The sequence below is a fragment of the Planococcus maritimus genome (assembly GCF_001592825.1).
Classification (GTDB): Bacteria; Bacillota; Bacilli; order Bacillales_A; family Planococcaceae; genus Planococcus; species Planococcus maritimus_C.
The window spans coordinates 157,518-174,679 of the sequence record NZ_LTZG01000041.1 but is presented as its reverse complement, the minus strand read 5'-3'; the positions used below and the strand labels follow the sequence as shown (position 1 = coordinate 174,679).

The window sequence follows — 17,162 nt, the reverse complement described above, 5'->3', positions numbered from 1 at the left end:
AGCGTTCGTCCTGAGCCAGGATCAAACTCTCCATTATAGAGTAGTTGATTGCTCAATACTGCTGGCGTATCGCCGTCTTGAAAGACGCGCGATTCGCTTGATCTGCCGTAGCTGATCAGTAAGTTGTGTCGCGATCGCTCGCGACTGTATTATTGACGTTTTGCTGTTCAGTTTTCAAGGTTCATGTTGTGCGCCTTGTTTTGGCGACTTGATTACTATATCCTTTTTGAAACTCGATGTCAATACTATTTCAAAATATTTTTTATCGGCTGTTTCGAGGACATTTATTACTATAAACCGCATGCCTAAAAAAATCAAGCACTTTTCCGAAAAAAGATTTTTCTAATTCTTTTGTAGTCCACAATAAAGAATAACAGCCCTGCTATTACAATGCTTCCACCTATAATTTGCGACGCGCTAACCAGTTCTCCGAGTATGAAATACGCTAAGACTGCTGCTCCCACTGGTTCAAACAGAATCGCGATGGAAATCACATTGGTACTCACCCACTTCACTGCCCAGTTAAACAAAGTGTGGCCAAGAAGGTTTGGAATAAGAGCTAATAGAAGAAACCACATCCACTCTCCCATCGGATAAGGTCCAAACGACTCTCCTTTAACAATAATATAGAAAAATAGCGTTATCGTACTAAATCCATAAACGATGAATGTATATGTTACTAAGGATAGGCGCTTCCTTACATCCTGACCGAATAACAGATATGCCGTAATCAAAGCACAAGCAATCAACGCTAGCACGTCACCAAACAAAGCACTTCCACTTACTTGAAAATCTCCATATGCAATTATGATACTTCCCGTGATTGCTACTATTCCAGAAATCAAGGTCTTTAAAGAAAGTCGCTCTTTGAAAAAAAAGTATGTGCCGGCAAATGCAAATAGAGGCTGCAATGTTACCAAAACAGTGGAACTAGCTACCGAAGTGAAATTAAGTGATTCAAACCAGAGAATAAAGTGGAAGGCTAAGAAAATGCCGGCAACTGCAGAAAATGCCCAGTCTCTTCTATTTAGTTTCTTTATTTCAGGAAGATAGCTATAAAGGAATACCGGGGACATTAATAGAATAGAAAATAACATCCGGTAAAAAGCCGTGACTCCAGCATCAGCAGTTGTCATCTTTACGAAGATCGCAGACATCGCAACAGAAATAACTCCTACTAGAATAGGTATGTAAGGATGAATCGCAGGTTTTTCCATTTTGCACCTCTTGCTGCATTAGTTTTAACATCACTTTCCAGTTTGCCATTTGCCGGCTTCACATTCAACCGCAAAGTGAAATGGAGGTTATGACCTTGGAATTTTTCAGCTCATTCGAAGTTTCTTCATTCGAGACATTTATAAAATTAGCGATTGCCGCCGTTTTGAGTTTAGTTATTGGGTTGGAAAGGGAATTAAAAAGAAAGCCAGTAGGTTTGAAAACAAGCATGGTCATTGCCACATTCAGTTGTTTATTGACTATCATTTCAATTGAATCTGCTTATATTGCAGAACCCAGTAGCAATGAAGGTGTCAATATCACAATGGATCCACTTCGGCTTGCCGCCCAAATTGTTTCAGGGATTGGCTTTTTAGGTGCAGGGGTTATTTTGAAACGAGGGAACGATTCTATTTCTGGACTGACAACGGCAGCTATGATTTGGGGATCTGGCGGAATTGGTATTGCTGTTGCCGCTGGCTTTTATATTGAAGCAGTGACTGCCGTTTTGCTAGTTCTCGTAGGGATTGAAGTGATCCCCCCTCTCTTATTCCACTTCGGTCCGAAACGACTGAGGCAGGTTGAGGCAAAGCTTACCGTGTATGTTACAGAGGAGCTAGCGATCAGTGAAGTAATGGAAGAGCTGAAACAAGGCGGCATAATCATTGAAAACTTGTCGATTCTTCATCCAGAGCACAATAATGGCACGTGGTACTACAAACTTTCGATCCGTGTAACTTACGCACAAGGAAAGGAGACTATTGAATTGTACAGGGAGGTCTCTTCTATTAATGGCGTAAAACAAGTGGATGTCGAAATGATTACTTAAGGGGGAATTTTTTTGAAAGAATTTTTTGGATTGTTAAAGGGCGGAAATAAACCTTCACTCTACGCAGCACTCATCAATACGTTTATTGCCATCATGAAAGGCGTCGCCTTTACTTTTACCGGAAATGTCGCCATGTTCGCTGAAACGATGCACTCCATCGGCGACGCTGCGAATCAGTATTTTGTTTTTATCGGATCAGCATTATCGAAAAAAGCACCGACTAAGCAGTTTCCTAATGGTTTTGGACGTCTTCTGAATTTAGTTTTACTAGCAGCGGTACTAGTCGTTGGCATCATGGCCTATGAAACCATTCGTGAAGGATGGCACCAAATGCTGCATCCAACTGAAGCGGAAGGTTTTATCATTAGTGTCATCGTTCTATCGATCGCCATCATATTAGAGTTTTTCGTTTTATATAAAGCCGGCAAAGAAGTATTGCATGAAGCTGGCGTCAAAGGCGGCGCCCTTGCACCACTGACGACAAGTTTCACTCATTTAAACCGTGCGAAACCAGCTACTAAATTGGTCTTCCTCGAAGATTTGGTCGCGACTTCTGGTGGGGTGCTGGCTCTCGCCGCTGTCTTGATTGCTCACTATAGCGGATTCCTTCAAATTGAAGGCGTAGCGTCTATTGCCATTGGACTAATGATGTTCTATGTTGTCATGAAAGTTTTCCTCGATAATGCGCGTGGGGTTATTGGAGAAACGGACGAACAGATGGTCAATCACATCGCGCACCTCCTTACCGACCGTCCTTCCGTCAAAGATATCCGGGAACTTGAAGTAGTGAAGGAAGGTGAATTCTTGCACGTTGAAACTTTAGTGGAAGTCGATCCTAATCTCACCGTCAGGGAAGCAGATGAACTTCAGAACCGTTTGGCTGAACTTATCTTGAGCCAGCCGAGCGTTGACGATGTGATCGTTTCACTTGATGCGGATGATGGTGAAAAACATTGGGTGCACGTAAGCAAGCGCCCAGATTCCTTAAAAAAACCAGAATAAAAAAATCCCGATGCATCATGCATCGGGATTTTTTCTATATTAGAGCGAAGCTTGCAAGATTTTCTCTACGTCTTCACCGTTCAATTTATTGAAGTTGCCGAATTCGCCGTAGACGAGAGTCTTGTCGACGATGTCTGAGAAACGGGAATTATCGATGTCGTAATCTTTCAGGCTGCTCGGAGCTCCGATTGATGTCCAGAACTCAACGAGACGATCGATTCCTTCGTTCGCGATTTGTTCTTCAGATTTGTTATCCGGATCGACTCCGAATACGCGAGTGGCCATTTGTGCAAAACGTGATGGGTTGACCGGAACGTTGTGGCGCATCCATTGCGGGAACAGGATCGCCAAGCCGCCTGCGTGTGGAATGTCGTAGATTGCTGATACGGCATGTTCAATATTATGCGATGCCCAGTCTCCGTTATAGCCCATCTGTAGGAAGTTGTTAAGCCCCATTGTGCCGGCGAATAGGATGGTTTCACGGTGTTCGTAGCTTTCGAGGTCTTCCATAAGTTTTGGAGCTGTATCGATCACAGCGCGCAATACCCCTTCGATCATCTGATCCTGGACCGGTGTGTTCGTTGCGTTGTGATAATATTGCTCGAACATGTGCGACATCATGTCCACTACCCCATAGATTGTATGGTTGCGCGGTACGGATATCGTGTAGCTTGGGTCCAAAATAGAAAATTTCGGGAAAGTCAACGGGCTGCCCCAGCCGTATTTTTCTTCTGTTTCTTCGTTCGTGATAACAGAACCGGCATTCATTTCTGAACCTGTTGCTGCCAAAGTCAAAACTGTGCCAAATGGCAATACTTCTTCCGGTGTCGCTTTACGGGTAACGAAATCCCATGCGTCGCCGTCGTATTTCGCTCCAGCTGCGATGAGTTTTGTGCAGTCGATGACAGAGCCGCCGCCTACTGCTAGGAGCATATCGATGTTTTCTTGCTTGCAGATCTCGATTCCACGTTTCGCTGTTGACAAGCGCGGGTTCGGCTCTACACCGGATAATTCATGGATTTCTACACCCATTTCATTTAGCGTCGCCATCACTTCGTCGTAAAGGCCATTTTTCTTGATGCTGCCTCCACCGTATACGACCAATACTTTTTTACCATAATTTGGAACTTCTGTTTTTAATGCTTCTAGTTGCCCTTTGCCAAAAATCAATTTAACCGGGTTATAAAATGAAAATGCGTTCATCTAATCTCCTCCTCTAAATACGTTCATTTTTCATTATGAATTTTCAATCCTGAAAAAGCAAAACATTGAGCATAAGAAAACCGCTCGGCATCAGCCGAGCGGTTGTTTTTTATACCCATCCACGGAAGCGTGAGGCTTCTGCAGTTCTTCTTGCACCGACCATGTAAGCTGCAAGACGCATATCGATATTGCGGTTGGTGGCTACATTGTATACGTTCTCAAAAGCTTCCACCAATTTCTTCTCAAGTTTCTCATCGACTTCTTCCTGCGTCCAATAATAGCCTTGGTTATTCTGAACCCATTCAAAGTACGACACTGTTACACCACCAGAACTTGCAAGTACATCGGGCACTAGCAGAATGCCGCGGTCAGTCAAAATTTTCGTCGCTTCTGCCGTTGTCGGCCCATTCGCCGCTTCCACTACGATAGAAGCTTTGATGTCGTGCGCGTTTTCTTCTGTGATCTGGTTGGCAATTGCTGCAGGAACCAAAATGTCACAATCGATTTCGAACAATTGTTTATTAGTAATAGTGTTATCGAAAAGTGTTGTGACGGTTCCGAAGCTGTCGCGACGGTCTAGAAGATAATCGATATCCAGACCTTCCGGATCATGAAGTGCACCGTATGCATCGGAAATGCCGACAACTTTAGCGCCTGCATCGTGCAAGAATTTGGCTAGGAAACTCCCCGCGTTACCGAAGCCTTGAATGACAACACGTGCGCCTTTCATATCAAGACCGCGTTTTTTCGCCGCTTCGTTGATCACGATTGTGACACCTTGTGCAGTTGCTTTGTCACGCCCCTGCGAGCCACCGAGCACAATCGGCTTACCTGTAATGAATCCTGGTGAGTTGAATTCGTCAATCTTGCTGTATTCGTCGAACATCCAGGCCATGATTTGCGAGTTTGTGAATACATCCGGCGCCGGGATGTCCTTGTTCGGCCCGACAATCTGGCTGATGGCACGTACATAGCCACGGCTCAGCTTTTCGATTTCGTGCATGGACATTTCGCGCGGATCGCAAATGATGCCGCCTTTACCGCCGCCGTATGGCAAGTCCACGATTCCGCATTTCAATGTCATCCACATGGATAGTGCGATAACCTCGTCGCGGTTCACATCAGGGTGGAAGCGGACTCCCCCCTTAGTTGGACCGACAGCATCATTGTGCTGTGCACGGAATCCCGTGAACACTTTCGTTTTCCCATCGTCCATCCGGATCGGGATACGCACTTCCAAGATCCGCATCGGTTCCTTCAGAAGTTCGTACATCGAATCTTCGTATCCAAGTTTATCCAATGCAATTTTAATGACATCCTGCGTTGACGTCAACAAGTTCAAGTTTTCAGCCATTGTTTAATTTCGCCTCTTTGTGTTTTAGTAATTACTCGCATCTAGTGTAACATGGCAAACTTCCATTTGCCATAACGATTGTTATTTTGTGAACACTTGGTGAATTCGCTCAAGCGCCCAGTCCAATTCTTCTTTTGTGATGATCAATGGCGGTGCAAAACGAATGACTGTGTCATGCGTTTCTTTGCACAATAGCCCAAGTTCTTTTAGTTGTTCGCAGTATGGACGTGCTGCTTCTGTCAATTCCATCCCAATGAACAAGCCACGGCCGCGGACTTCTTTAATGACTGGATGGTCGAGCTTATTCAACTCTTCCATAAAGTATGTGCCAAGCTCTAATGAACGTTCCGGTAGGCTCTCTTCTTGAAGCACTTGCATAGAAGCGATGGATACAGCACAAGCAAGCGGATTTCCGCCAAATGTCGAACCATGCGAGCCTGGGTTAAAGACGCCAAGCACTTCATTGTTTGCGACAACACAAGAGATTGGGAATACTCCGCCACCAAGGGCTTTTCCGAGAATGTACATATCTGGGTCTACATCTTCCCATTCACAAGCGAACATTTTTCCTGTACGCGCAAGCCCACATTGGATCTCATCAGCGATGAACAAAACATTATGCTCGCGGCACAACTCACGTGCAGCTTTCAAGAAGCCTTCAGGTGGCATAATGATTCCTGCTTCTCCTTGGATCGGCTCGATTAGGAACGCTGCTGTGTTTGGTGTAATGGCATTTTTCAACGCATCTAAATCACCGAATGGAACGATGTTGATACCTGGCAGCATCGGACCGAAGCCTCTGCGGTATTCTGGGTCAGACGAAAGGGAAACTGCTGTCATGGTACGGCCATGGAAGTTGCCTTCACATGCAATGATTTCTGCCTTGTTCTCTTCAACGCCTTTAACGTCATATGCCCAGCGGCGTGCAGCTTTGATGGCGGTTTCTACAGCTTCCGCTCCGGTGTTCATCGGCAAAGCCATTTCTTTTCCTGAAATTTCACAAATCATTTCATACCATGGTGCCAGTTGATCATTGTGGAAAGCACGAGACGTCAATGTGACACGGTCCGCTTGATCTTTTAATGCCTGGATGATTTTCGGGTGGCGATGGCCTTGGTTTACTGCAGAATAGGCAGAAAGCATATCCATGAATTTATTACCTTCCGGATCTGTTACCCAAACGCCTTCCGCTTTTGAGATGACGATCGGCAGTGGATGGTAGTTCTTCGCCCCGTACTGTTCTGTTTTTTCAATGATTGACTGTGTTTGTGTCATTCCAAATTCCTCCTTAAATTTAGACCCTATCCATTAACCCTGTTGGAAGCGCTTAACGGTGCCCTTTTTAAAAAAGGCAGACACGGAGTCTGCCTTTTGCGCATCATTATACCATTAAGTGAATAATTAAAACATCTCAGAAGTTGTTTGTGCTTGCATATGAAGAACCAAGTAGTCTGGACCGCCGGCTTTCGAGTCAGTACCGGACATGTTGAATCCACCGAATGACTGATAACCTACGATTGCTCCTGTGCAACCACGGTTAAAGTACAAGTTACCGACATGGAATTCTTCACGCGCGTACTCAAGGTGTTCGCGGTTGTTGGTGATGACGCCGCCAGTTAAGCCGTATTCTGTGTTGTTGGCGATGTCGATTGCTTCTTTAAAGTCTTTTGCTTTCATCAAACCGACAACTGGCCCGAAAATTTCTTCTTGCATGATGCGGGCTTGTGGGTCCAAGTCAGCAAAGACAGTTGGGTTGACGAAGAATCCAGTTGAATCGTCGCCGTCGCCACCTGCGACAAGACGTCCTTCGTTTTTACCGATTTCAATGTAGTCCATGATTTTTTTGTATGAATTTCCATCGATGACAGGGCCCATGAAGTTAGATTGCTCGACTGTGTTGCCGATTGTGAGTTCGTTCGTCAATTCCACGACGCGCTCAAGTACTTCATCGTAGACATCTTCTACGATCACTGCGCGTGAGCCGGCAGAACATTTCTGGCCGCTGAAACCGAAAGCGGATTTGACGATGGATTGTGCAGCAAGTTCGAGGTCAGCGTTGTTGTCAACGACCATTGTGTTCTTGCCGCCCATTTCAGCGATCAAGCGTTTCATCCAGATTTGGCCTTCGTTCACTTTAGAAGAACGCTCTGCGATGCGCAGGCCGACTTCTTTTGAACCAGTGAATGAGATGAAGCGAGTGTTCGGGTGGTCGACCAAGTAGTCGCCGACTTCTGAGCCCGGTCCTGGAATATAATTGACGACGCCTTTCGGCATGCCTGCTTCTTCCAACACTTCGATAAATTTATAAGCGACAACCGGAGTTGTAGATGCTGGTTTCAATAATACTGTGTTTCCTGTGACCATTGCCGCGACAGTTGTACCTGCCATGATTGCGAACGCAAAGTTCCACGGGGAGATGACAACGCCGACACCAAGTGGAATGTAGTCGTAACGGTTGTATTCGCCCGGGCGGCTTTCCATTGGCATGCCGTCTTTCAGGCGCAGCATTTGGCGGCCGTAGTATTCAAGGAAATCGATCGCTTCTGCAGTATCTGCGTCCGCTTCGTTCCATGGTTTGCCTGCTTCTTTAGTTAAAAGGGCTGAGAATTCGTGTTTGCGGCGGCGAATGATCGCTGCTGCTCTGAACAACACGTCAGCACGTACTTCTGGTTTCACTTTTTTCCATGTCTTGAATGCAGCGTCTGCTTCTTGCATTGCTTTTTCTGCTAGTTCTTTATTTGATTTGGAGACGCGCCCAACGATTTCTTCTTTATCCGCCGGATTGAATGAAACGATTTTGTCTTCAGTCGTTACGCGTTCTCCGCCGATGATCAACGGGTAATCCTGGCCGAGGTATCCTTCTACCGTTTTCAGGCCTTCCAAGTATGCATTGCGATTCTCTTCGATCGAGAAGTCTGTGAATGGTTCATGTTTGTAGGGAATCATTGGGAATCCTCCTTGTAGTTGAGCGAGTGCAAAAAAAATTTGCACTCTTAATCTGTTTCCACTTATAATAATGCAAAAGATTATTGCGTTTTTCAAGTGTTTTAATCTAAAAAGTCAAAAAAATTTTGGAGTGAAGGCTATGAACGAACATCAAATAGACTTGGCCCCTTTTTATAAATTCGCTGGAGACCATGTGGCTGTAGGGATACACGCTATCGACAGCAAAGGGAAAACCATTTTATATAATCGCAAGATGAGAGAGATTGAAGGTTTCGATTTTCAGGAATTAACCGACCGTTCACTTTTGGAGATGTTCCGCTTTGATCAAACGCAGAGCACACTGCTAAAAGCGCTGACGAGCGGAACGCCGATTTTGAACATTAAGCAAACCTATTGGAACCGTAAAGGACAAGAAATTACTACGATTAACGATAGTTATCCCGTGTTCGATCATGATGTACTAATCGGGGCAGTTGAGTTGGCGCGTGATGTGACGACACTCGAGCGGGTCATTTATCAACCCTTGAAAAAATACGAAGAGCCGATCACGTTTGCTAGCCTGACTGCCGTATCTGCCAGTATGAAAAACATTATCGCCCGCGCTGAAAAAGCGGCTGCAGCTAAACTCCCTGTACTATTGGTAGGCGAATCCGGCACCGGGAAAGAACTGCTCGCAGAAGCTATCCATTCTGCACACGACTCTGAACTTCCGATGCATGTTTTGTATTGCCATGGCACCGATGGCCGATTGATCGATGAATTGGGCGAGGAAATCGAACGCATGCAGCACGGCACCATTTATTGTGAGCGCATCGATTTGTTGCCCCGCGCATTGCAACTGCAATTGCTTGAAGTGGTCGAGCGGCACATGGCGGGTGAGTGTTACTTTGTGGCAAGTGTCGGGGATGATCCTGTCGAATTGGTTTCTTCCAATACTTTGGTGAAAGATTTGTATTATTTCTTCTCGGCGATGACCATTCAAGTGGAACCGTTACGCCATAGAAAAGAAGATATCCTTCCTTTTGTCGATGATTATTTCTCGCGGCATCGGATGAAAGTCGGATCGGTTATTCGTTCCCTGTCGGATGAAGTGAAGAAATTATTCCTTGGGTATGATTGGCCAGGCAATTTGAAAGAGCTCGAATTGCTGCTCGATGAGATTACCTCGCTTGTGACGACACAGGAAACGGTGACTGCTTCGATGCTGCCCCACCATTTCAAACTGAAAACACAAAGCGGATCGCTGCAGCCGGAAGATTTCCTAGTCCGTTCTGACAAGGATTTGCTGCCTTTAGAGGAATACTTGCAAGAGGCGGAAATGTATTACTTGGAAAAAGCGATGGACCTGTTCGGGGGCAATGTAACAAAAGCCGCCCAGGCACTCGGCATGAGCCGCCAGAATCTTCAATACCGCCTGCGGAAAATCAAAAAAAACGCCCAATCGACGTAAGGTCGATTGGGCGTTTTGCTATAGACTTATTGGCCAGAACGTTTGATCCATTCCTGCATTTTGTCTTTCAATGTGTTAAAGCCTTCAGAATCGCTCTCGTTCACGTGAGACTGAAGTGATTGGCGTGGCTTTTCACTTTTTTGAGCTGCCGGCGGCTGTTCTTGCAATGCGCGGATCGACAAGCTGATTTTTTTCGATTTGCTATCGACGTCCAATACTTTCACGTCTACTTCCTGTCCAACAGACAAGTATTCGCTGACTTCTTTCACATAACCGTGCGTGATTTCTGAAATGTGGACAAGTCCTTGTGTTTGGTCGTCAAGTGCAACGAATGCACCGTATGGCTGGATTCCTGTTACTTTACCGGAGACTTTATCTCCTGTTTGATACGTGTTTGTCATAGTTAACCGCTCCTAGTCTTTATCTAAATTACTGTACACCTATTGGCATCTGTATATTATAGCACAGGTTCCTTGTAAGAGTAAAATCAGTAGTTAGGAAATAGCTCGAAGCGCCAGCCTTCAGGCGTCAAGACCATCATCAGTTGTTCGCGCCAGACTTCGGATTCCTCCGTTTCGTAGCTAATTTGCAAATTCGCATCCACTTGGTCGAGAACATTTAAATCCGTCGCAGCAAACGACATACTTGTCATATTTTCGAATCCGGCGACCACATGGCTACTGGCAAAATTACGCCAAAACTCTGCTTCCCTTCCTTCCACTCCTGGTTGGAGCAATTTATTGGCAACCGCTATGTTCTCGTTATCAATCGCGTGCAATAAAGCGTAAGCGATAATAAATGGACGTGTGTCATCCGGCAGCTTTTTGTTGTTTGCCAATAATTCATAGGCTTCTAAGCCACGTTTTTGCAGTTCAGGGTTCGATCCTTGTGAAAATTCTTGCAGTTCGTATTGGATCATCCAAATCTGGTCACGTTCAGTCACCAATGCTGGCTGAAGCGGATTGGATTGGTGAAATCCAATATCCTGCTCTTCGTACATCACCGATGGGTGGATCATCACTTTCTCGTAGATGCGCTGTGTCATTTCTTCCCGAATCTCCACCCATAATGCAGTTTCCGTCAATTCAGGAATCGGCTCCCAATCAACCATATACTCTTCTAGGCTTGGCTTGAGTTCACTGTCAGCTAAAAGATGGTACATCGTTTCTGGGTCCTTCTCATGATTGGCGTAGAAATAAAGAAAGTAAACGTCTAAGGGCTGAACACCGGCTAGTAAATTCGTATCATGCGATTTTTTGAAACGCGTATACAGCTCTTTCACACGACTGTAATCAAAATCTGCCAAGTCCACCATTTCCGATTCCACTTGAAAATCGCCATTTGGCAAAGTTTCACTCAATTCTCCTTGCTTTGCCAGTTCAAGCATCCGCAGGCTGTCGCCGTATTCCAAGTTGTCCAAGAAAGCAGAATGTTGCCAGCCGCTGTCTTCCATTTCGTCAATCACCGGCAGCAAGATAGCCGCCAATGCGTCATGGTAAGTCAGCGTTTTCCAAAACTCGCGGATTTCAGGTTTAACGACACCATCCGTATAAATATCTTGTTCTGCGCCTTTCAAGATTTGCCAAACGGTTTGTTCATATATGACTTCGATTTCAGCTTTTAGCTTGCTATCGGTCGGTTCTTCAACCAATAGGTAAAGCATTTTGTAAAATTCATTGGAGAGCTGGAACGGTTCCACTAGCCAGCCCTGCTCATCAAAATAGGGATAGACGGCAAAGATTTCTAGATACATATGCGCAAATGGATGCGTCTGGAATTGCGGTAGCCACTGCAATGATTCGGTATCCTTGATCAATAAGTACATTCTATCAGGCTCTGTCAGACGAAAGCGCAGCCCATATTCACTCCAGGCAGTGAGCAATTGCTGCAATTCAGCTGATGCATCCGGAATATCTTCTATTAATAACTGGGGTTCTCCGTAATGCTCAGATGCAGCGGGCAATTGACCTTCATTGTTTTTTAAAATGCCCTCCGCAAAGTCCTGCAGTTCATTTGTTTTCTCCAAATACAATTGCATAAATCGGTCTATTTCATCGGTCTGCATATGACCAGAGTTCACCAAGGATTCGGTCATTCCTTTCGGTGTTTCAACTCTCCACAGCAGTTCTTCTACCTGTTGAGCAAAAAGTTCCGCATCATCTTCGTGCTGCTTTAGCTCGCTACGGCTGAACAACCGGTCTTTTTCTTCGTCCGCGTCAGCGACGTAAGCAAACTCGACAAATTCCTCTTCTTCCAAGCCGAGACGTTGTTTGGCATTTTCCCGCGTTTCCTCATACTGTTGTTCCATCTCCTCCGCCATTTCCTGCGTCAATTGCCCTGCTGTTGCTTCAGAGGCGGATGGCAGCCGGAAGCTGTCGAAGAAAAAAGACGCGCCGACAATACCGGCGAGCATGGCAATCGCAGCTGCCACTATCCAAATAGCCGGCTTTTTCGCTGTCGGCACTTGCGATTGCGGAGCTTCGGCCGGGCTGATATGATCTTCCACTAGCACTTCCCTCTCCGGCAGCTTGAGCCGTTTGATGGATTTTTCCAGGAATTCGAGCCGTTGGAGAAGTTCTTGTTGATCTGCGACAGCCAACTTCATTGCTAATTCGCTTTTTGCGATGTCTATGTAACTGAGCATTTCGGGTTCATTTAGTTGTAGTACCTGTGCGGCAAAAGATAGATTTCTCCCATTCACCAAATAAAGAACGGTCGCTATGCGCTGATTGAGCGGCAATGATTGCAGCGCAAAATGACTTTCCCGGTCTTCTTGGAAGCCAATCAAGCTGCCATCGTTTTGCAAATCGGGAAATTGTGCCAGTTGTTCTGCAGCAGCCCGGTAGAAATACAACTCCGTATCGTCCGCTGTATCCAGGTTTCCCACAGATTCCCAGACATTCTGAATAAAGGCATTCGTGCGGTCCGCAGACATGCCATTTTGGTAAGCGAACCGCCTAAGCTCTTCTGCTAGCTGTGTCATTGGTTCGTTCATTCCGCTTACCAGATTGTTGTTTTCGTCCATCTCCCCATCAGCTCTCTTTCTCATGAATTTCCTTTTATTTCTATTATACAGAAGAAAATCAATCCCTTTTTAAATAATTCTATTTTTTTCTGGGGGGCTCGTGTAAAATAGTGAAATCCAATCGATTTAGGAGGAACCAATTATGAAAGCACGTGAACAATGGACATCCAAGATCGGTTTCATTCTCGCAGCAGCCGGCAGCGCTATCGGCCTCGGGGCGATCTGGAAGTTCCCATATGAAACCGGCGCAAACGGAGGCAGCGTTTTTATTTTACTGTTCATCCTGAGCACCGTCTTGATCGGCTTGCCGATCCTGCTTGCTGAATTCGTCATCGGGCGCCGCGGGCAGGCAGACGCCGTCAGCGGACTCAAAAAACAAGCACCCGGAAAGCCGTGGTATTTGATTGGCTGGTCCGGATTTATTTTTTCTTTCTTGATCCTTTCTTTCTACAGCGTCGTCGGAGGTTGGGTGCTATCGTATCTGGTACGCGCCGTCACTTTGCAATTGTCTGGGCTTGGCGATGCTGATTTCGCCGAGCTGTTCGGCAGCATCATCAGCAGTCCATTGGAAGTTCTGATTGCACAGGCAGCGTTCATGGCCTTAACCATTTGGATTGTCCAAGGCGGCATTAAAGGCGGCATCGAACGTGCCAGCAAAATTATGATGCCGGCATTGCTCGTGTTTTTTGTCATCTTGATGATCCGTTCATTGACATTAGACGGGGCGATGGAAGGCGTCCGTTTCATGTTCGTGCCTGACTGGTCGTTTTTCAATTTTGAAACGGCGCTCGTGGCACTTGGTCAAGCGTTCTTCTCTCTTAGTGTCGGTGTTGCCGGTATGATCACTTACGCTTCGTACTTAAAGAAATCCGAGAATTTGACGCGCTCAGCCGTCAGTGTCGTCACTTTGAATATCGTCATTTCTATCATGGCCGGATTGATCATCTTCCCGGCGGTATTCGCACTTGACTATTTGCCTGATCAAGGGCCGGGGCTAGTCTTTATCATCTTGCCGGCCATTTTCGACCAATTGTTCATGGGACAATTCCTGATTATTATTTTCTTTATCCTATTATTGTTCGCCACCTTGACGTCATCCATTTCGATGCTTGAGATCACGGTATCGATCGCTGTTAAAAACAAATACGACCGCCGCCGCCGTTTGGCATTCATCATTGGCTTGGCCATTTTCGTGGTCGGCATCCCGAGTGCCCTATCGTTCGGTGTTATGAGCGAGCCTGTATTCTTCGGATATACCTTCTTCGACTTTGTCGACATCTTAACGAGCCGTATCGGTTTACCGCTCGGCGCATTATTCACCTCCCTGTTTGCGGGATATGTCCTGAGCAATCAAGATGCGCACAACGAATTGACCCAGCAACAATCGTGGGTGGAAGTATGGCGTGTGCTTGTGCGCTATGTAGCGCCAGTTGCCATTATCGTCGTATTCATCAATGGCATCATTAATATCTTTTCGTGAGCCCTTTGTTCGAAAAATGCCACAACTCTTTATGCAACATTTGACTTCCCCGTGGTATGATGGAGCTAGAAGGAAGTCTCTAAGAAAAGGAGTGTATGACTTTGAAAAAAGATTTGCACACCCAATTGAAAATGCTGCGGGAAGAACGCAACCTGTCACTCGATGACTTGTCCTTGAAGACACGTATCGGAACAGCACGCCTTGAGTCCTATGAAAGCGGCGAAGAAGTTCCATCCGTCCAAACGATCCTCGTGCTATCGAATGCACTCGAAGTACCTGCTTCCAACTTGCTTGACGGACTGGAAACCACCAAATAAAAAAGCTTCGGCAATGTGCCGGAGCTTTTTTTATTTTGGCCTTTTCAAATAATGTGCTTCGCTTCGTATTTTACAGCGAGTAACTTATATGAGACTTCCACGCATTTTTCCAGCGGGATCCACAATTTAAAAGATGTTTCGTATATCCCTTGAATCGCTTTCCCTAAATCTGACGGGTGGTCAATATCGTGCAGCTTGCTAATGACTTGGGCCGCTTCTGCCTGGTATTCGATTGTCTTGAGCGAAAAAGGATCCCACCCCTCGATAATCCTTAGCGCTCTTTTATCCATCTCTACCGTATTCAATCGCCTTCACCTATCATTCCTGTATCATTACCAGCTATAATATCATAGAAACCAAAAAGAAATGAGGAGATTGTTTTGAATTTGTTCGAACAAGTGCATGAACGCAAAAAAACCCGTTCGGTGAAATGGGGGCGTATGGAGAGTGTTTATGGAATCGAAGATGCATCCGATATCTTGCCTATGTGGGTGGCAGATATGGACTTTCCGGCTCCCCCTCCAGTGACTGCCGCTTTGCGAGAGCGATTAGAACATCCGATTTTCGGTTACTCATATATATGCGAGGAGTGCAAGACGGCGGCTTTGGATTGGTTTAATAAACGCCACGGGTTAACACTTGAAACCGACTGGATGCTGTTCCATCAGGGCGTTATCCCGGCCATGGCCAGCATCATCGATGTCTTTACAGAAATAGGCGATTCCGTATTAGTGACTCCGCCTGTCTACCCGCCGTTTTTCTCCATTCCGAAAAACCTGGGGCGTGAAGTCTTGTATTCCGAACTCATCGAACGAGGCGGCGATTATTCGATCGACTGGGCTGATTTTGAAGCTAAGCTCCAGCAATCCCGTTTGTTCATTTTATGCAACCCGCATAACCCTGGCGGCAAACTTTGGACCGCAGAAGATTTGCAGCACATCATCGAATTATGTGCACGCCACGAAGTCTTGATTTTGTCAGACGAGATCCATAGCGACTTGATCCATACGGGCGAAACCCACCTACCGCTCTTATCACTTGCTGGGAACGAACGGAATCGCGTCTTCACATGCATTGCCCCGACGAAGACCTTTAACTTAGCTGGCATTCAAGCCGCCATGATTGTCACTCCTGATCCGGAAAAACGCAAACGTTTAGAGCAACATATGCAAGCCCATGGCACCGGGTCTTTGAATGCGTTTGCGCCTGTTGCCTGGAAAGCGGCGTATGAACACGGCGAACCGTGGCTGAATGAATTGCTTGAAGTGTTAACTCATCATATCGAATATGCGGTTAGTCGGCTCGAACGGGAAGTGCCTGGTTTGAAAATCCGCAAGCCTCAGTCGACGTATTTATTATGGATTGATTACCGTTCACTTGGCCTCACGGAAGATGAAGCCATGAAGCGCCTGCTTGAACAAGGGAAAGTAGCGCTTGAGCCGGGATCGAAATACGGTGAGGCCGGACGTGGTTTCTTGCGCATGAATATTGCCTGCCCCACAAAAACCCTGGAAGATGGCGTCAACCGGATCGTCCGCGCGTTCACTTGAACACACAAAAAAGCTATCGCTTCAGGCGATAGCTTTTTCTTATTACTCAATGATCTCGATCGATTCGATGACGATATCTTCAAGTGGTTTGTCATTTGCACCTTTTTCGACAGCTGCAATTTTATCGACGACATCCATGCCTTCGTCGACTTGTCCAAAGACGGTATGCATCCCGTCTAGCCAAGGCGTCCCGCCCATTTCTTCGTAAGCGGCCGTGATTTCCTCTGGATAATCGGAGGCGCTGCCTGCTTCAATTTCACTAGCCTGGACGATAAAGAACTGGCTCCCGTTCGTTCCTGGACCGGCATTCGCCATGGACAAGGCGCCGCGGAAATTGAACAGTCGATCGCTGAACTCGTCTTCAAACGGCTCGCCGTAAATGCTTTCGCCGCCGCCCCCTGTGCCAGTCGGGTCACCGGTCTGCAACATGAAGTCCTCGATGACACGGTGGAAAATGATACCCTCATAATATCCCGATTCGGCATGCCCGAGGAAATTCTCTACCGCTTTCGGTGCGATTTCCGGGAATAGCCGGATGCGCATCGTGCCTTCCGATGTTGTCATCTCTACTACAGTTTCTTCTGTAATACCTTTTTCAAGCTGTGGATAGCCTTGTGGCTCTTCTTCAGAATTCCCGCAAGCCGCTAACGCAACTGCACAAACTAGAAGTAGTCCTGACCATATACTCTTTTTCATTTCGTTTCACCCCGCTTTATTCTAGCATAGAATTTTTCAGAATACAGCGGTAATTAATTCTGCTTTTTTCGGGTAACGAACTATTATATAATATA

Annotated in this window: 15 protein-coding genes; 6 read left to right on the top strand and 9 right to left on the bottom strand. The window is 46.2% G+C overall.

What is annotated here, in order from left to right; genetic code table 11:
- Positions 1 to 314: 314 nt before the first annotated feature.
- The gene (locus tag AY633_RS14675) at positions 315 to 1,217 is read right to left on the bottom strand and encodes a DMT family transporter (protein ID WP_068488971.1); all 903 of its coding nucleotides are present in this window, start codon (positions 1,215 to 1,217) and stop codon (positions 315 to 317) included.
- Positions 1,218 to 1,306: 89 nt separating this feature from the next.
- On the opposite strand from AY633_RS14675, the gene AY633_RS14670 reads away from it, so the two are divergent.
- Both AY633_RS14670 and AY633_RS14665 read left to right on the top strand, forming a co-directional pair.
- A complete protein-coding gene (locus AY633_RS14670; RefSeq protein WP_390176123.1) occupies positions 1,307 to 2,044 on the top strand; it encodes an MgtC/SapB family protein in 738 nt (245 codons plus the stop codon).
- A gap of 12 nt (positions 2,045 to 2,056) precedes the next feature.
- The gene (locus AY633_RS14665; RefSeq protein ID WP_068488969.1) at positions 2,057 to 3,046 is read left to right on the top strand and encodes a cation diffusion facilitator family transporter; all 990 of its coding nucleotides are present in this window, start codon (positions 2,057 to 2,059) and stop codon (positions 3,044 to 3,046) included.
- A 39-nt stretch (positions 3,047 to 3,085) separates the two neighbouring features.
- On the opposite strand, the gene AY633_RS14660 is transcribed toward AY633_RS14665, so the two are convergent.
- The 4 genes from AY633_RS14660 to pruA all read right to left on the bottom strand — a co-directional run bounded on the left by AY633_RS14660 (position 3,086) and on the right by pruA (position 8,549).
- Positions 3,086 to 4,249, bottom strand: a complete 1,164-nt coding sequence (locus tag AY633_RS14660; RefSeq protein ID WP_068488968.1) for an iron-containing alcohol dehydrogenase — start codon at positions 4,247 to 4,249, stop codon at positions 3,086 to 3,088.
- Positions 4,250 to 4,358: 109 nt separating this feature from the next.
- Positions 4,359 to 5,603, bottom strand: coding sequence for a Glu/Leu/Phe/Val family dehydrogenase (locus AY633_RS14655; RefSeq protein WP_068461492.1), 1,245 nt, complete (start codon positions 5,601 to 5,603; stop codon positions 4,359 to 4,361).
- A gap of 81 nt (positions 5,604 to 5,684) precedes the next feature.
- A complete protein-coding gene (locus AY633_RS14650; RefSeq protein ID WP_068488967.1) occupies positions 5,685 to 6,878 on the bottom strand; it encodes an ornithine--oxo-acid transaminase in 1,194 nt (397 codons plus the stop codon).
- Between the two features lie 126 nt (positions 6,879 to 7,004).
- Positions 7,005 to 8,549, bottom strand: a complete 1,545-nt coding sequence (pruA, locus tag AY633_RS14645; RefSeq protein WP_068488966.1) for an L-glutamate gamma-semialdehyde dehydrogenase — start codon at positions 8,547 to 8,549, stop codon at positions 7,005 to 7,007.
- A gap of 139 nt (positions 8,550 to 8,688) precedes the next feature.
- Between pruA and AY633_RS14640 the strand changes: the two genes are divergently transcribed.
- Positions 8,689 to 9,999 (top strand): sigma 54-interacting transcriptional regulator, encoded by a 1,311-nt coding sequence (locus AY633_RS14640; protein WP_068488965.1) that lies wholly within the window; start codon positions 8,689 to 8,691, stop codon positions 9,997 to 9,999.
- A gap of 26 nt (positions 10,000 to 10,025) precedes the next feature.
- Here the strand turns inward: AY633_RS14640 and yugI are convergent, their stop codons facing one another.
- Both yugI and AY633_RS14630 read right to left on the bottom strand, forming a co-directional pair.
- On the bottom strand, positions 10,026 to 10,400 hold the full coding sequence (yugI, locus tag AY633_RS14635; RefSeq protein WP_068461486.1) for a S1 domain-containing post-transcriptional regulator GSP13: 375 nt from the start codon (positions 10,398 to 10,400) through the stop codon (positions 10,026 to 10,028).
- Positions 10,401 to 10,486: 86 nt separating this feature from the next.
- Complete coding sequence (locus AY633_RS14630) at positions 10,487 to 13,048, bottom strand: hypothetical protein (RefSeq protein ID WP_141705934.1); 2,562 nt, start codon at positions 13,046 to 13,048, stop codon at positions 10,487 to 10,489.
- A 118-nt stretch (positions 13,049 to 13,166) separates the two neighbouring features.
- Here AY633_RS14630 and AY633_RS14625 point away from each other — a divergent pair, with 118 nt between their 5' ends.
- A complete protein-coding gene (locus AY633_RS14625; RefSeq protein ID WP_068488963.1) occupies positions 13,167 to 14,504 on the top strand; it encodes a sodium-dependent transporter in 1,338 nt (445 codons plus the stop codon).
- A 101-nt stretch (positions 14,505 to 14,605) separates the two neighbouring features.
- Positions 14,606 to 14,821 carry a helix-turn-helix domain-containing protein gene (locus AY633_RS14620; protein WP_171900955.1) on the top strand — a complete coding sequence of 72 codons (216 nt, stop codon included), beginning with the start codon at positions 14,606 to 14,608 and terminating at the stop codon, positions 14,819 to 14,821.
- 44 nt (positions 14,822 to 14,865) lie between these two features.
- On the opposite strand, the gene AY633_RS14615 is transcribed toward AY633_RS14620, so the two are convergent.
- A complete protein-coding gene (locus tag AY633_RS14615; RefSeq protein ID WP_068488977.1) occupies positions 14,866 to 15,111 on the bottom strand; it encodes a DUF1871 family protein in 246 nt (81 codons plus the stop codon).
- Between the two features lie 90 nt (positions 15,112 to 15,201).
- Here AY633_RS14615 and AY633_RS14610 point away from each other — a divergent pair, with 90 nt between their 5' ends.
- Positions 15,202 to 16,371, top strand: a complete 1,170-nt coding sequence (locus AY633_RS14610) for a MalY/PatB family protein (RefSeq protein WP_068488962.1) — start codon at positions 15,202 to 15,204, stop codon at positions 16,369 to 16,371.
- Positions 16,372 to 16,413: 42 nt separating this feature from the next.
- On the opposite strand, the gene AY633_RS14605 is transcribed toward AY633_RS14610, so the two are convergent.
- Positions 16,414 to 17,067 carry a peptidylprolyl isomerase gene (locus AY633_RS14605; protein WP_068488961.1) on the bottom strand — a complete coding sequence of 218 codons (654 nt, stop codon included), beginning with the start codon at positions 17,065 to 17,067 and terminating at the stop codon, positions 16,414 to 16,416.
- Positions 17,068 to 17,162: the final 95 nt, after the last annotated feature.

Excerpts from the sequence above, each read along its gene's own strand:
- AY633_RS14675 (WP_068488971.1), bottom strand. The coding sequence starts at position 1,217 with ATGGAAAAACCTGCGATTCATCCTTACATACCTATTCTAGTAGGAGTT.
- AY633_RS14670 (WP_390176123.1), top strand. The coding sequence starts at position 1,307 with ATGACCTTGGAATTTTTCAGCTCATTCGAAGTTTCTTCATTCGAGACA.
- AY633_RS14660 (WP_068488968.1), bottom strand. The coding sequence starts at position 4,249 with ATGAACGCATTTTCATTTTATAACCCGGTTAAATTGATTTTTGGCAAA.
- AY633_RS14655 (WP_068461492.1), bottom strand. The coding sequence starts at position 5,603 with ATGGCTGAAAACTTGAACTTGTTGACGTCAACGCAGGATGTCATTAAA.
- AY633_RS14650 (WP_068488967.1), bottom strand. The coding sequence starts at position 6,878 with ATGACACAAACACAGTCAATCATTGAAAAAACAGAACAGTACGGGGCG.
- pruA (WP_068488966.1), bottom strand. The coding sequence starts at position 8,549 with ATGATTCCCTACAAACATGAACCATTCACAGACTTCTCGATCGAAGAG.
- AY633_RS14640 (WP_068488965.1), top strand. The coding sequence starts at position 8,689 with ATGAACGAACATCAAATAGACTTGGCCCCTTTTTATAAATTCGCTGGA.
- yugI (WP_068461486.1), bottom strand. The coding sequence starts at position 10,400 with ATGACAAACACGTATCAAACAGGAGATAAAGTCTCCGGTAAAGTAACA.
- AY633_RS14630 (WP_141705934.1), bottom strand. The coding sequence starts at position 13,048 with ATGAGAAAGAGAGCTGATGGGGAGATGGACGAAAACAACAATCTGGTA.
- AY633_RS14625 (WP_068488963.1), top strand. The coding sequence starts at position 13,167 with ATGAAAGCACGTGAACAATGGACATCCAAGATCGGTTTCATTCTCGCA.
- AY633_RS14615 (WP_068488977.1), bottom strand. The coding sequence starts at position 15,111 with ATGGATAAAAGAGCGCTAAGGATTATCGAGGGGTGGGATCCTTTTTCG.
- AY633_RS14605 (WP_068488961.1), bottom strand. The coding sequence starts at position 17,067 with ATGAAAAAGAGTATATGGTCAGGACTACTTCTAGTTTGTGCAGTTGCG.